General features: G+C 73.5%; 13 protein-coding genes. 5 read left to right on the forward strand and 8 right to left on the reverse strand.

Going from position 1 to position 12,857, the window contains the following annotated elements; genetic code table 11:
• The first annotated feature begins 136 nt into the window (after nucleotides 1-136).
• Together BU52_RS28405 and BU52_RS28410 are read left to right on the forward strand one after the other, a co-directional pair.
• Nucleotides 137-574, forward strand: a complete 438-nt coding sequence (locus BU52_RS28405; RefSeq protein ID WP_037939827.1) for a helix-turn-helix transcriptional regulator — start codon at nucleotides 137-139, stop codon at nucleotides 572-574.
• Between the two features lie 60 nt (nucleotides 575-634).
• Nucleotides 635-1,078 carry a VOC family protein gene (locus BU52_RS28410; RefSeq protein WP_037939828.1) on the forward strand — a complete coding sequence of 148 codons (444 nt, stop codon included), beginning with the start codon at nucleotides 635-637 and terminating at the stop codon, nucleotides 1,076-1,078.
• A 9-nt stretch (nucleotides 1,079-1,087) separates the two neighbouring features.
• Here BU52_RS28410 and cseC read toward each other — a convergent pair whose 3' ends face one another.
• The 5 genes from cseC to BU52_RS28435 form a co-directional block, all read right to left on the reverse strand.
• Nucleotides 1,088-2,428 carry a two-component system sensor histidine kinase CseC gene (cseC, locus tag BU52_RS28415; protein ID WP_037939830.1) on the reverse strand — a complete coding sequence of 447 codons (1,341 nt, stop codon included), beginning with the start codon at nucleotides 2,426-2,428 and terminating at the stop codon, nucleotides 1,088-1,090.
• An 8-nt stretch (nucleotides 2,429-2,436) separates the two neighbouring features.
• Nucleotides 2,437-3,135 (reverse strand): two-component system response regulator CseB, encoded by a 699-nt coding sequence (gene cseB / locus BU52_RS28420; RefSeq protein ID WP_037939831.1) that lies wholly within the window; start codon nucleotides 3,133-3,135, stop codon nucleotides 2,437-2,439.
• A gap of 166 nt (nucleotides 3,136-3,301) precedes the next feature.
• Nucleotides 3,302-3,946: a hypothetical protein gene (locus BU52_RS28425; protein WP_037939832.1), complete on the reverse strand. Its 645-nt coding sequence runs from the start codon at nucleotides 3,944-3,946 to the stop codon at nucleotides 3,302-3,304.
• Nucleotides 3,934-4,473 carry a SigE family RNA polymerase sigma factor gene (locus tag BU52_RS28430; protein ID WP_037939834.1) on the reverse strand — a complete coding sequence of 180 codons (540 nt, stop codon included), beginning with the start codon at nucleotides 4,471-4,473 and terminating at the stop codon, nucleotides 3,934-3,936. The genes BU52_RS28425 and BU52_RS28430 overlap by 13 nt, the downstream gene beginning before the upstream one ends.
• 272 nt (nucleotides 4,474-4,745) lie before the next feature.
• A complete protein-coding gene (locus BU52_RS28435) occupies nucleotides 4,746-5,681 on the reverse strand; it encodes an HhH-GPD family protein (protein ID WP_037939835.1) in 936 nt (311 codons plus the stop codon).
• A gap of 365 nt (nucleotides 5,682-6,046) precedes the next feature.
• Here BU52_RS28435 and BU52_RS28440 point away from each other — a divergent pair, with 365 nt between their 5' ends.
• Both BU52_RS28440 and BU52_RS28445 read left to right on the forward strand, forming a co-directional pair.
• The gene (locus BU52_RS28440) at nucleotides 6,047-7,624 is read left to right on the forward strand and encodes a sensor histidine kinase (RefSeq protein ID WP_051858671.1); all 1,578 of its coding nucleotides are present in this window, start codon (nucleotides 6,047-6,049) and stop codon (nucleotides 7,622-7,624) included.
• Nucleotides 7,621-8,289, forward strand: coding sequence for a response regulator transcription factor (locus BU52_RS28445; protein WP_037939836.1), 669 nt, complete (start codon nucleotides 7,621-7,623; stop codon nucleotides 8,287-8,289). Before BU52_RS28440 ends, BU52_RS28445 begins: the two co-directional genes overlap by 4 nt.
• Nucleotides 8,290-8,295: 6 nt before the next feature.
• Here BU52_RS28445 and BU52_RS28450 read toward each other — a convergent pair whose 3' ends face one another.
• The gene (locus tag BU52_RS28450; protein WP_200881324.1) at nucleotides 8,296-8,949 is read right to left on the reverse strand and encodes a phosphatase PAP2 family protein; all 654 of its coding nucleotides are present in this window, start codon (nucleotides 8,947-8,949) and stop codon (nucleotides 8,296-8,298) included.
• Nucleotides 8,950-9,123: 174 nt separating this feature from the next.
• On the opposite strand from BU52_RS28450, the gene BU52_RS28455 reads away from it, so the two are divergent.
• Nucleotides 9,124-9,975, forward strand: a complete 852-nt coding sequence (locus BU52_RS28455) for a hypothetical protein (protein ID WP_078903489.1) — start codon at nucleotides 9,124-9,126, stop codon at nucleotides 9,973-9,975.
• Nucleotides 9,976-10,070: 95 nt separating this feature from the next.
• Here BU52_RS28455 and disA read toward each other — a convergent pair whose 3' ends face one another.
• Entirely contained in the window at nucleotides 10,071-11,195 is a 1,125-nt protein-coding gene (gene disA / locus BU52_RS28460) for a DNA integrity scanning diadenylate cyclase DisA (protein WP_037939840.1), read from the reverse strand.
• A gap of 80 nt (nucleotides 11,196-11,275) precedes the next feature.
• Nucleotides 11,276-12,685 (reverse strand): DNA repair protein RadA, encoded by a 1,410-nt coding sequence (radA, locus tag BU52_RS28465; RefSeq protein ID WP_037939841.1) that lies wholly within the window; start codon nucleotides 12,683-12,685, stop codon nucleotides 11,276-11,278.
• Nucleotides 12,686-12,857 lie beyond the last annotated feature (172 nt).

Consider the following 12,857-nt stretch of genomic DNA (forward strand, 5'->3'; position numbering starts at 1 on the left):
GGAGTACGGCCCTTCCCAACGGCAGGACGGGCGGCACGACGGCCCCCGGTGGCGCACCCGCGCCCCCGGGAGCCTGTTCGTACGCCGGGGCCCGGAGCCGAGCCCGGTGTCAGACCCCCGTGCCACCATCGAAGGCATGGACAAGGCGCGCCAGTTGCGGCTGGCCAAGGACGCGATGGACCGGGACTGGGCCGACCCGGACCTCGACCTGTCCGCGATCGCCGCGCACGCGGGCTACTCGCGGTACCACTTCCTGCGCGCCTTCAAGGAGACGTACGGCGAGACCCCGGGCCAGTACCTCACCCACCGCCGGATCGAGCGTGCCGAGGACCTGCTGCGCACCGCCGACCTGTCGGTGACGGAGATCTGCCACCTGGTCGGCTTCAGCAGCCTGGGCACCTTCTCGGCGCGCTTCAAGACCTGGACCGGCCTCACCCCGAGCGAGTACCGCGTCCAGCACGTGGGCCGCGGAGCCGCCCTGATACCCGGCTGCTACGCCATGCTCTGGGCCGGCGGTTTCAGAGCCGGCCCCGGCAGGGCGAGCGTACGGCGCAATTCCGGAGAAGCTGACTGACTCCACCGCCGCCTACGGTGACAGAGCAGTGCGGAAACGGCCGCGAACAGGGAGTACGCCATGATCAAGGGTCTCGCCATCTCCACCGTCTGGGTCCTCGACCAGGACCGGGCGAAGGAGTTCTACACGGAGAAACTGGGCCTGGAGGTCCGGACCGACATGACGATGGGCGAGGGCGGCATGCGCTGGCTCACCGTCGGCGCACCCGGCCAGCCCGACGTGGAGCTGACGCTGATGGTCCCCGGCTCGGGCACGGACCCCGAGTCCGCCGAGATGATCAAGAAGCTGGTGGCCAAGGGCGCACTCGGCGCGGGCGTCCTGACCACCGACGACATCCACGGTGACTACGCCAAGCTCAAGGACCGCGGGGTGGAGTTCATCCAGGAACCGCAGGAGCGCCCGTACGGCGTCGAGGCGCTGTTCCGCGACGACTCGGGCAACTGGTTCTCCTTCACCCAGCGCCGCGAGGGCGGCCTCGACCTCGACCGGGCCTGGTCCTCCTGAGGCGCCACGCTACGTCAGAAGGGGATAGCTCCCGGTGTTCGTCGGCGCGTGCTCCGGCAGCCACAGCACGGCGACCGCGCCCTCGGCCGGCACTCCGTCCGGCGCCCCGGCGGGCCGTACGTTGCGGAAGGTCAGCCGCGCCCCCAGCACCCGGGCCTGACCGGCCGCGATGGTCAGGCCGAGGCCGTGACCGCGGCCGGCCCGGTCGGCGCTGCCGGTGCGGAAGCGGCTCGGCCCCTCGGCGAGCAGTTCCTCGGGGAAGCCGGGCCCGTGGTCCCGGACCCGGATGACCCGCCCCTCGACGGTGACCTCGAGGGGCGGCCTGCCGTGCCGGGCGGCGTTGGCGAGCAGGTTGAACAGCACCCGCTCCAGACGCCGCGGGTCGGTGGTGACCTCCGACTCGTGCACCACGTGCACCGTGACGTCCGGGTCCTTCGCCGCGACCCGCCGGGCCACGAACTCCCCGAGCAGGATGTCCTGCAGCTCGGCCCGTTCGGAGGCGCTGTCCAGCCGGGCCACCTCCAGGACGTCCTCCACGAGGGTGCGCATCGCCTTCGCCCGGTCCAGCACCAGCTCCGTCGGCCGGCCCGGCGGCAGCAGCTCGGCCGCGGTGAGCAGGCCGGTCACCGGCGTGCGCAGCTCGTGCGCGATGTCGGCGGTGACCCGGCGCTCGGCCTCCAGCCGCTGCCGCAGCGCGTCCGCCATGGCGTCCACCGCGCTGGCCAGATCGTCGGTCTCGTCCCGGACGACGCCGCCGATGGCCTCCCGCACCCGGACGTCCGTCTCGCCCTTGGCGACCCGGTTGGCGGCGGTGGCCGCCTTGCGCAGCCGCTGCGACAGATGCCCGCCGATGAGCACCCCGAGCGCGCTGCCACCCAGCACGACCGCGATGGAACCGATCACCAGGGCCTGGTCCAGGTCCTTGAGGATGTCCGAGCTGCGGTCGGTGAACCCGGAGTGCAGGGACATCACGTGCCCGTTCTTCAGCGGTACGGCCGCCCAGATGTCCGGCGCCCCGCTCCGGTCGGCGACATAGGTCGCCCGCCGCCCCGCCTCGGCCTTCTCCCGCAGTTCCTTCGGCAGCCGCGGATCGTCGATCTTGGTGTTGGGGAAGTTCAGCCGACCGGACATCTCGTAGTTGCGCTGGGCGATCATGATGCGCTCGTCGGCGAGGTCGCGCGCGTTGTCCAGCATCGACACCCGCGCCGCGTTGTGCACCACCAGGCTCAGCGCGACCGCCACCAGCGCCCCGACCAGCGCGATGGCCGCACTGAGCTTCCACCTCAGACCCGCCCCGATGCCCGCCCGGTCGACGCACGCCGCCACCAGGCGCCGGAAGTACCCCCACATGCGCTCGCTCAGGCCTTCAACTTGTAGCCGAAACCGCGGACCGTCTCGATACGGTCCTGGCCGATCTTCGTACGCAGCCGCTGCACATGGACGTCCACCACCCGGGTGTCACCGCCCCAGCCGTACTCCCACACCCGTTCGAGCAGCTTGTCGCGGGAAAGCACGGTGCCCGGCGCCGCGGAGAACTCCAGCAGGAGCCGCATCTCGGTCGGCGTCAGCGCCACCGGCTCCCCGGCCCTGCGCACCTCCATGCCCTCCGTGTCGATCTCCAGCTCGCCGAAGGCGAGCAGGCCCCCGGTGTCCGGGGCGTCCTGCCCCTCCCGGCCGTTGCCCGCCCGCCCGAAGCGCCGCAGCACCGCCCGGATACGGGCCACCAGGACGGCGCCGTCGAACGGCTTGGTCACGTAGTCGTCGGCGCCCGCCTCCAGACCCAGCACCACGTCGATGGCGTCGGCCCGCGCGGACAGCATGATCACCGGGACCATCGACTCGTCCCGGATGCGCCGGCACAGGCTGACCCCGTCGAGCCCGGGCACCATGACGTCGAGGAGCGCGATGTCCGGCCGGTCGGCCCGGAACGCCTCCAGGCCCGACAGCCCGTCGGGCTTCGCCGTGACCGCGAAACCGTCCCGCTCCAGGGCGAGCTGGGTGGCCTCGCGGATGACGTCGTCGTCCTCGACGAACAGGACGTGGGTCTGGTCTGCCATCCCGGTGCTCTCTGTCCTCGTGTGATCTCGGATCGGTACGGACGCGGCCCTTCCGCTCCGTCCGGTGCGGTTTCCTCGCCCCACCGGACGGACGCGTGAGCGGCGCGCGGGGTTCACCCCTTCGTCGGACGGGACCCTCCCGCCGGTTCACGCCGTGCGCCATGACTCAGCCGGCGGGCACCGGTGCCGGCTGCGCGCCGGCCACCTGCCCGTAGTCGTTGTGCGTGCGGTACTCCTCGACGAACCGGCCGGAGGCCCAGCGGTACGTGATCACGTGCTCGCCGGACGGACTCGACACCGGGTCGTCGCGGTCGTACACCTGCCTGGTCACCACGAGGTCCCCGCGGTCGATCTCCGCGTACACCGGGGTCTCCTCGGCGGTGAACACGTTCACGTACGCACCGCCCTGGCCGCGGTACACGTACGAGCCGACACCGACGGCGTCCCCGCAGGTGAGCACGTTGACGACGACGTCGTCGGCGGCCCCTCCGGTGAGGTTCCCGTAGCTCACGTCGACGGGGTACTCGTCGGCGACGCACGGCTTGAGCTCCCGCTTGACCTCCGCCGAGACCGCCGGGTCCTCCTTGACCAGGCGGACCGCGTCCACCCGGTCGGGGGTCCGTGAGGGCGACGGCGCGGCCGCGCTCGCCACCGAGTCCGCGTGCGCCGGGCCCTCGTCCCGGGCTCCGGTGCCGCCCGTGCCGCAACCGCCGGTGAACAGCAGGGCGGCGGCGAGCACGGCCGTCACCGCGATCGCCGCCCGGGCGGTGGACCGGGTCCCTGCGGACCCCGGGCCGGTCAGGCCGCGCAACGCTCCCGCTCCTCACGCTCCAGCGCGCGTGCGTCCAGATCGCGCGCCTCCAGCTCCTCGCGGAGCCGGGCGAGCGCCCGGTGCAGCGTGCTCTTGACCGTTCCGGCCGACATACCGAGGGCAGCGGCCGTCTCGTCCGTGGACATCTGCTCCCAGTGTCGCAGCACGACCACGCTGCGCTGCTTCGGGGCGAGCACCTTCAGGACGTCCATCAGCAGGGCGCGGTCCGCGTGCTGCTCGGTGGAGTCGTCCACACACGACTCCGGGAGCTGCTCGGTGGGCACCTCCTCCAGCTTGCGGGCGCGCCACCACTCCGTACGCGTGTTGATCATCACGCGGCGCAGGTAGGCGTCGGCCAGCCGCTTGTCCTCGATGGTCTCCCAGCGGCCGTACGTGCGGGCGAGCGCGGTCTGCAGCAGGTCCTGCGCGTCCACGGGATCCGGGACCAGGCGGCGGGCGCTGCGCAGCAGCGCGTCCTGCCGGGTGCGGACGTACTCCTCGAACTCGAGCACCTCGCCCTGCGCCATGGTGTACCGCCTTCCGCTCCCCGTTCGGCCCGCCCGCGCGGGCCGGTCGCACTGCCTGTGTTCCTCGGTCGTCGTGCCCCGGTCGAGCACGCGATCGAAGGTACGGAGGCGTTGTCACGGCACTGTCCGAGGCAGCTTGCGGGCAGCCCTCGGCTGTCCGTCGGTTGTGTAACGGAAGGCGGAAGGGGGTGAAGCGGTCGCCTGATCGGGACGGTTATGCGGCGGTACACCCGTTGTGCGGAGGGGGTGGCCTTGGGCCGGTGTGGCTCGCGTCAGGTCAGCGGTAGCCGGTACAGACCGCCCGGCAGGGGCTCCACCAATCCGTCGGCGACCAGACCGTCCAGCGCGCGGGCGCGCTGCACCGGCTCGTGCCACACCCGGTCCAGGGCGGTCTGCGGGACCGGCCCGTGCGCCTCACGCAGCACGGCCAGCAGCCGCCCGCGGACCTGACGGTCCGTGCCCGCGTACGTCTGGGCCCGGCGTGGCGGACCGTCGTGGGCCGGCTTGCCCGCAAGACGCCAGGCGCAGTGGGCGGCGATCGGACAGCGGTGGCACGACTCGTTCTTCGCCGTGCACACCAGCGCGCCCAGCTCCATGGAGGCGGCGGCCCACCGCGCGGCGGTCGTGGCGTCCTCCGGAAGCAGGGCCCGGGCGAGCCGGCGCTCGGCGGCGGTGGTGGCGTTCGGCGGGTACTGGGTACCGGTGACCGCGCGGGCGAACACCCGGCGGACGTTCGTGTCCAGCACCGCGTGCCGCTGACCGTAGGCGAACGACGCCACCGCGGCGGCCGTGTACTCGCCGATGCCGGGCAGCGCCAGCAGTTGGGCGTGATCCGCCGGTACGTCACCGCCGTGCCGTTCCGTTATGGCGACGGCGGCGCCGTGCAGCCGCAGCGCGCGGCGTGGGTAACCGAGCCGGCCCCAGGCGCGGACGGCCTCGCCGGGCGCCTCCGCGGCGAGGTCGGCGGGGCGCGGCCAGCGCGCCAGCCACTGCTCGTAGACGGGCAGGACCCGGTTCACCGGGGTCTGCTGGAGCATGAACTCACTGACCATCACTCCCCACGCGCCGGCCTCCGGGCGCCGCCACGGCAGATCCCGGGCGTGCTCGTCGAACCAGTCGATGACGGGGGAGTGCAGCGGCTCACCGGGAGCGCGCTCGGACGCGGAATCGGCGGCGTCGCCGTACGGGGGCTTCGTGGGAGCAGTCATGACGCACCGATCCTGCCACGCCGGGCCCCGCCTCCGGGGGGAGCGCCACGGTCGGGCGGTCACGGGGACCCGTAAGGCGCCGGTCCCAGCACCGGTCGTCGATGAGAGCACCGGTCGCCAACGAGAACACCAGCCGCCCGCCAGAGCACCGGTCGCCAACGAGAACACCGGCCGCCCGCCAGAGCATCGGTCACACCGGAGAGCACCGCACTCCCGGGGGAGCACTGGCCGCAGGCGGGAGCACCGCTCACCGAGGAAATCCCCCTCCCGGCGAGCACCCCCCGGTCGGCACGGGACCGCAGGGGGACGGACCACCTGACGATCGGCAGCAGTGGCGCCACAGCCTCCGCCAGTAGCGTCGAGGCATGCCACGCGCTCCTCTCGCCGCGCTCGGCGGGGGCTGCCTGCTCTGGGCGGCCCTCGCCCTGCCGGCGGTCTCCGCCGACCGGCTCGGCCTGAACGAGCCCCGTCCGCTCCCGCAGCACCTCGCCGGACTGGCCGTGCTCGCCGCCGCCACCGCCGTGGCCCGGCGCCGGCCCCTGACCGCCTTCGGGCTGACGGCCGCGCTGGGTCTCGCCACGGCCCCCGCACTGTTCAGCCTCTCGTACGGCCCGGCGCTCGGCGTGTTCGCCCTGCTGCTCGGCCTGCGCGCGGGCCGCACCACTCCCGCGGTGCTCTGCCTCGGCGCCGTCGGCTGCGCCGGCACCGTGAAGATCGCGTTCGTGGGACTCGACCCCGTTCCCCAGTGGCTGGTCCTGACCGGCACCCTCCTCTTCGGTTGCGTCTTCCCCTGGCTCGGCGGGCGCTACTGGCGGCAGAGCCGCGAGCTCACCGCGGCGGGCTGGCTGCGAGCCGCCCGGCTGGAAGAGGAACAGCGCCTCACCGAGGAACGTGCCCGGCTGCGCGAACGGGCCAGGATCGCCCAGGACATGCACGACTCCCTGGGCCACGAGCTGAGCCTGATCGCCCTGCGCGCCGCCGCGCTCCAGGTCGCACCCGACCTCCCCGGCCATCACCGCACCGCCGCGGCCGACCTGCGCGCCGCGGCCGCCGACGCCACGGACCGGCTGCACCGCATCATCGGCGTCCTGCGGGAGGAGGACGACGAACCCGTGCCGCTCGCCCCGGCCGGGGAGAACGTCGAGCAACTCGTCGCCCGCGCGGCCGAGTCCGGGCTTCCGGTGCGCTGGGAGACCGGCGCGCGGAAGACGCCGGCACCCGGCGGGGTCGCCGAGCGGCTGCTGCACCGGGTGACCCGGGAGGCGCTGACCAACGCGGCACGCCACGCACCGGGCGCCCCCGTCGTCGTGGGGATGACGGGGCACGACGTACGGGGAGTGACCGTCACGATCACCAACGGACGCCCCGGCGAGCCCAGTTGCCCGGCCTCCGGGGGTGGCTCGGGTCTGCTCGGGCTGCGCGCCGCGGTCACCGCGGTCGGCGGCACGTTCGAGGCGGGCCCGTACGCCGAGGGGTACCGGGTCAGGGCGTACGTCCCCGCGCTGGCGGCCCCGTCCGCGGGGCCGCGTCCGCCCTCCGCGCCCTTCACCCGGGCCCGGCGCCGTGTCGCAGCCGGGATCGGTGCGGCCGCCTGCGCGGGCGTCGTCCTGGTGGGTTCGGGCATCGGCTGGTACGCGTACACCGAGACGCACTCGGTGCTGGAACCGGCCGCGTACGCCGGACTGCGCCCGGGCACACCGGCCGAGGAGGTCGCGGACGTGCTGCCGGACCGGCACATCCAGGACCCTCCGTCGGACCGCGCCCCCGCGCCGCCCGAGGGCACCGACTGCCGCTACTACCGCGCGAGCGGCGAGCTGTTCGTCTCCGTCGACCACTTCCGGCTGTGCTTCGACGCCGAGGGCCGCCTCGCCGCCAAGAACGTGATCCCGCGCGTCGGCCTGCCCGGCGAAGGCCGCGAGGAGTACGAGGAGTTCGCACGATGATCCGGGTCCTGCTGGCCGACGACGAGGCGATGGTGCGCGCCGGGGTGGGCGCCATCCTGGGGAGCGGCGGGGAGACGGAGGTCGTCGCCGAGGCGGGGGACGGGCGCGAGGCCGTCGAGCTGGCCCGGGCGCACCGCCCCGACGTGGCGCTGCTCGACATCCGCATGCCCCGCCTGGACGGTCTCGCGGCGGCCGAGGAGATCGTCCGCACCGTCCCCGGCACGGCCGTCGCGATGCTCACCACCTTCTCGGAACGCGCCTACGTGGCCCGCGCCCTGGGCGGCGGCGTCACCGGCTTCCTGCTGAAGTCCGGCGATCCGTACGAACTCATCGCCGGGGTGCGGGCGGTGGCGGGCGGCGCCGCCTTCCTGTCGCCCAAGGTGGCCCGGTACGTCATCGAGGGCCTCGGCGGTGCCGACGGCGGCGGGCGCCTCGCCCGGGAGGCCGAGGCGCAGGCGCGCGTGGCGGTGCTGAGCCCGCGGGAACGCGAGGTGCTCGGCCTGGTCGGGGCGGGCCTGTCCAATCCGGAGATCGCCGCCCGGCTCCATCTCGTCGAGGGCACGGTGAAGGCGTACGTCAGCGCCGTCCTCGACCGGCTCGGCGTGCGCAATCGGGTACAGGCGGCGATCGTCGCGTACGAGGCGGGCCTGGTGGCGGCCGCCTGATCGCGCTCAGCGGCGCCGGTGGGTGGCGTACGTCGGGCCCGGGCGGGTCGCGGGCCGCGGCCCCGGCCCGGTGAGCCACCGCGCGGCGGGCGCCGGCGAGGCGCGCAACGCCCCGGTGAGCCGGAGTGCCGGGCGCAGCGCGAGGCGCACGGCGACGAGGGCGACGACCGTGCCGAGCAGGAGCCCGGCCGCCACGTCGTGCGGGTAGTGCACGCCGACGAACACCCGGGAGAAGGCCATGAGCAGTGCCAGCGGAACCGTCAGCCAGACCAGCGCGCGACGGACCAGGACCAGGGTGAGGGCCGAGGCGCCCGCGATGGTGGCGTGGTTGCTCGGGAACGACCAGTCGCCGTGCGGCGGGCACTCCGCGAGCGACGGGGCGGCGCCGGCGACCGCACGGCACGGACGTTCCTCCGTCACGAGGGACTTGAGCGCCTCGCTGCACACGTACGCCGCTGCCGTGGCCAGAGGTGCAAGGGCCGCGATCGCGAACGCCCGGGTGTGCGCGCGCCGGGCCCGCCACCAGCCGGCCACGAACAGGGCGACGAAGACCAGCAGTCCGGCTTCCGTCCCGATCTCGGCCGTGTGCCGCACCCACACCGGGGTGTCCCGGGCGAAGTCGGTGATGTCGCGGTAGAGCCCGCTGTCCGTGAAGTCCATGGTCACGGACCGTAGGTGAGATGCCGGAACGGTCACACCCCGCGATCGTCGGGTGCCGTACCTGACGAACGTCGAGGGGAGCAGGGCGGGTTCCGGGATGATGATCCTGAAAAGTTGTTGCCCGAGCGGCGGGTGGGACGGGCGAACGCGCCGATCTCTCGTAAGGTTTGCGCCGTGGGATCTCTGCGCAATCCGGTCGGGCCGCTTCCCTCCTCCATCTACTGGCGAAGGAGGGCCGTACTGCTGTCCGTGCTGGCCCTGTCGGCGTTGTTGGTCACCTGGGTCGTCGTCTCCGGCGGCGGGGGTGGCGACGGCGGTGACAACGGGGCCAACGGCAAGAATCCCGCACCGTCCATCACGCCGGGGCCCTCGGGTTCGGGACCGGCGATCAGTCAGGCGCCGGGCGGACGCGACGAGTCGGGGGACGGGGGGACCGACTCGGGCGGTTCCGGCGGTTCCGGTGGTTCGTCCTCCGGCGCGGGGGACGACGGCGCGGGCGGCGACCCCGCCGACTCCGGTGGCACCGGCGGAGCGGGCGGCAGCGCCGGTGGTGGTTCCGAGGGCGGTACGTCGGCCGGGGTCGGCGCGGCGGACGCGCTGCCGGCCGGGTCCGGGTCGGGGCTTCCCGATTGCACCGCGAAGAACGTGACGTTCAGCCTGCGCAGTGCCCGCAACGCCTACGAGCCGGGGCAGACGCCGACGTTCCTGCTGACGGTGCGGAACACCTCGGGCAGTGACTGCAGGATCGATCTCGGGCCGGACAGCGCGGTGTTGACGGTGACCGAGGCGAGCGGCGACGACGCGTTCTGGGCGTCGGAGGACTGTCCGAAGGGGGCCCGGAGCCTGGTGTTCCGGGTGCCGGCGAAGGACGGCATCACCTACACGGTGAAGTGGGACCGCAAGGCGAGCGCGCCGGAGTGCGCGACGCCGAAGGCGGGCGCGGCGAAGCCGGGCACGTACCTGGTGGAGGCGAAGGCACCGGGATTCGAGAAGGCGCGGACGTCGTTCGTGCTGGAGGCGGACTGAGCCGGCCGCGGGCAGTCGCGCCTGAGCCGGTACGGGACCTGCGCGGGCACGCGCGACGCACCCCTGGCCGGCACCGGCACCGGCAACGGGGGTGCCTACACGTACCGCTCGAGGATCGAGCTCTCCGCCAGCCTCGACAGGCCCTCGCGGACGCTCCGTGCCCGCGCCTCGCCGACGCCGTCCACCGTCTGCAGATCGTCCACGCTGGCGGCCAGCAGCTTCTGCAGGCCGCCGAAGTGCTCCACCAGACGGTCGATGATCGCGCCGGGCAGCCTCGGCACCTTGGCCAGCAGCCGGAAGCCGCGGGGCGAGACCGCCGAGTCCAGGGTCTCCGGGGAACCGGTGTAACCGAGGGCGCGCGCCACGGTCGACAGCTCCAGCAGCTCGGCGTGGGTGAGCACGTTCAGCTCGTGCAGGGCCTCGTCGACGGTGCGGGAGCGCTTGGCGGTGGGCTCGGGCACGTAGTCCCGCACGACCAGTTCGCGTTCCGGCTCCACGCCGGCGATCAACTCGTCGAGCTGGAGGGCGAGGAGACGCCCGTCGGTGCCCAGTTCCACCACGTACTCGGCGATTTCGGTGGCGATGCGGCGCACCATCTCCAGTCGCTGCGCGACCGCCGAGACGTCCCGGACGGTCACCAGGTCCTCGATCTCCAGCGCCGACAGCGTGCCGGCCACCTCGTCGAGGCGGAGCTTGTAACGCTCCAGGGTGGCCAGGGCCTGGTTGGCGCGGGACAGGATCGCCGCCGAGTCCTCCAGGACGCGACGGTGGCCGTCGACGTACAGCGCGATCAGGCGCATCGACTGCGACACCGAGACGACGGGGAAGCCGACCTGCTTGGAGACGCGGTCGGCGGTGCGGTGCCGGGTGCCGGTCTCCTCGGTGGGGATGGTGGGGTCCGGCACGAGCTGCACGCCCGCCCGCAGGATCTTGGACAGGTCGGACGACAGGACGATTCCGCCGTCCAGCTTGCACAGTTCGCGCAGCCGGGTCGCGGTGAACTCGACGTCCAGCACGAAGCCGCCGCTGCACAGCGCCTCGACCGTCTTGTCGAATCCGAGCACGATGAGCCCGCCGGTGTTGCCGCGGAGCACGCGCTCCAGGCCGTCACGCAGGCTGGTGCCCGGTGCCACGGCGCTCAGCGAGGCGCGCATCAGGCCCTCGGAACCGGCACTCCCGCCGGACTTTCCGGGAGCCGTTGCCCGGTCGTTGGCTGCCACTGCACTCCTCCGGTCGCAGGTTCTGGGCGCCCCCGTTTCGCGCACTCGGTTCGTACGGACGGGCGAGACCTGGGCAAAGTCTACCGGCGCTCCTCCTCGTCCCGTGGGGCCTCTCGGCGACGGGAGCGGGGGAGGACGCGCAGTGCGTCCCCTATGTCCGCGACTTCCAGCACCTTCATGCCCGCCGGGACCTTGCCCGGATCGCCGGGGACCAGGGCGTGCGTGAAGCCGAGGCGGTGCGCCTCGGCGAGCCTGCGCTGGACGCCCGTGACCCGTCTCACCTCGCCGGCCAGGCCGACCTCGCCGATCGCGACCAGGTTCTTCGGCAGCGGGGTGTCGCTCGCCGCCGACGCCAGCGCCAGCGCGACGGCCAGGTCGGCGGCCGGTTCGGAGAGCTTGACCCCGCCGACCGTGGCGGAGTAAATGTCCCGTTTGCCCAAGGCGCTGATGCGGCCGCGCTGTTCCAGCACTGCCAGCATCATCGACACCCGCGACGTCTCCAGACCGGACGTGGTGCGCCGGGGGGAGGGGATCTGCGAGTCGACCGTGAGCGCCTGCACTTCGGCGACCAGGGGGCGGCGGCCCTCCAGGGTGACGGTCAGACAGGTGCCCGGGACCGGTTCGGCACGGCGGGTCAGGAAGAGTCCACTGGGGTCCGCGAGGCCCGTGATGCCCTCGTCGTGCAGCTCGAAGCAGCCCACCTCGTCGGTGGTGCCGTAGCGGTTCTTCACCCCGCGCACCAGGCGCAGCCGCGCGTGCCGGTCGCCCTCGAAGTGCAGGACGACGTCCACCAGGTGCTCCAGCAGGCGCGGACCGGCGATGGCGCCGTCCTTGGTGACGTGTCCCACAAGGAGGGTGGACATCCCGCGCTCCTTGGAGGCCCGGATCAGCGCGCCCGCCACCTCACGGACCTGCGCCATGCCGCCCGGGGCACCGTCGATCTCCGGGGACGCCACCGTCTGCACCGAGTCCATGATCAGCAGGGACGGCTTCACCGCGTCCAAGTGGCCGAGCACGGCGGCCAGATCCGTCTCGGCGGCCAGATACAGGTGGTCGTCGATGGCGTGGATGCGGTCGGCGCGCAGCCGGACCTGGCTCGCCGACTCCTCGCCCGTGACGTAGAGGGTGCGGTGCTCCTCGCTCGCCGACTTGGCCGCGACGTCCAGCAGCAGCGTCGACTTGCCCACGCCCGGCTCACCCGCCACGAGCACCACCGCGCCGGGCACGAGCCCGCCGCCGAGCACCCGGTCCAGCTCGGGCACGCCGGTGGAACGCGCCGTGGCCTGACGGCCGTCGACCTGGCCGATGGGCAGGGCGGAGGTGGTGACCCGCCCGGGCGTCGTCGTGCGGACCGCGGGCGCGCCGTACTCCTCGACCGTCCCCCAGGCCTGGCACTCGGGGCAGCGGCCGAGCCACTTGGCCGTCTGCCAGCCGCACTCGGTGCAGCGGTAGGACGGGCGGTCCTTGGTGGTCTTCGTACGGGCAGCCATGCGGAAAAGGTAGCGGCAGGCTCTGACAACGGGCCGTCCACGCCCCCGGGCCGCCCTCGGAACGGTCCGGCTCGCGGGTGGCGAAAGGTTCCTGTCCCCGATTGAGGGATCGTTTCACCCGTATGGATTAAAAGTGCGCAGGGCTCCGGAAGGGCCCGCCCCGGGCCCCCTA

It is taken from the genome of Streptomyces toyocaensis (assembly GCF_000725125.1).
In the GTDB taxonomy this organism is placed as follows: domain Bacteria; phylum Actinomycetota; class Actinomycetes; order Streptomycetales; family Streptomycetaceae; genus Streptomyces; species Streptomyces toyocaensis.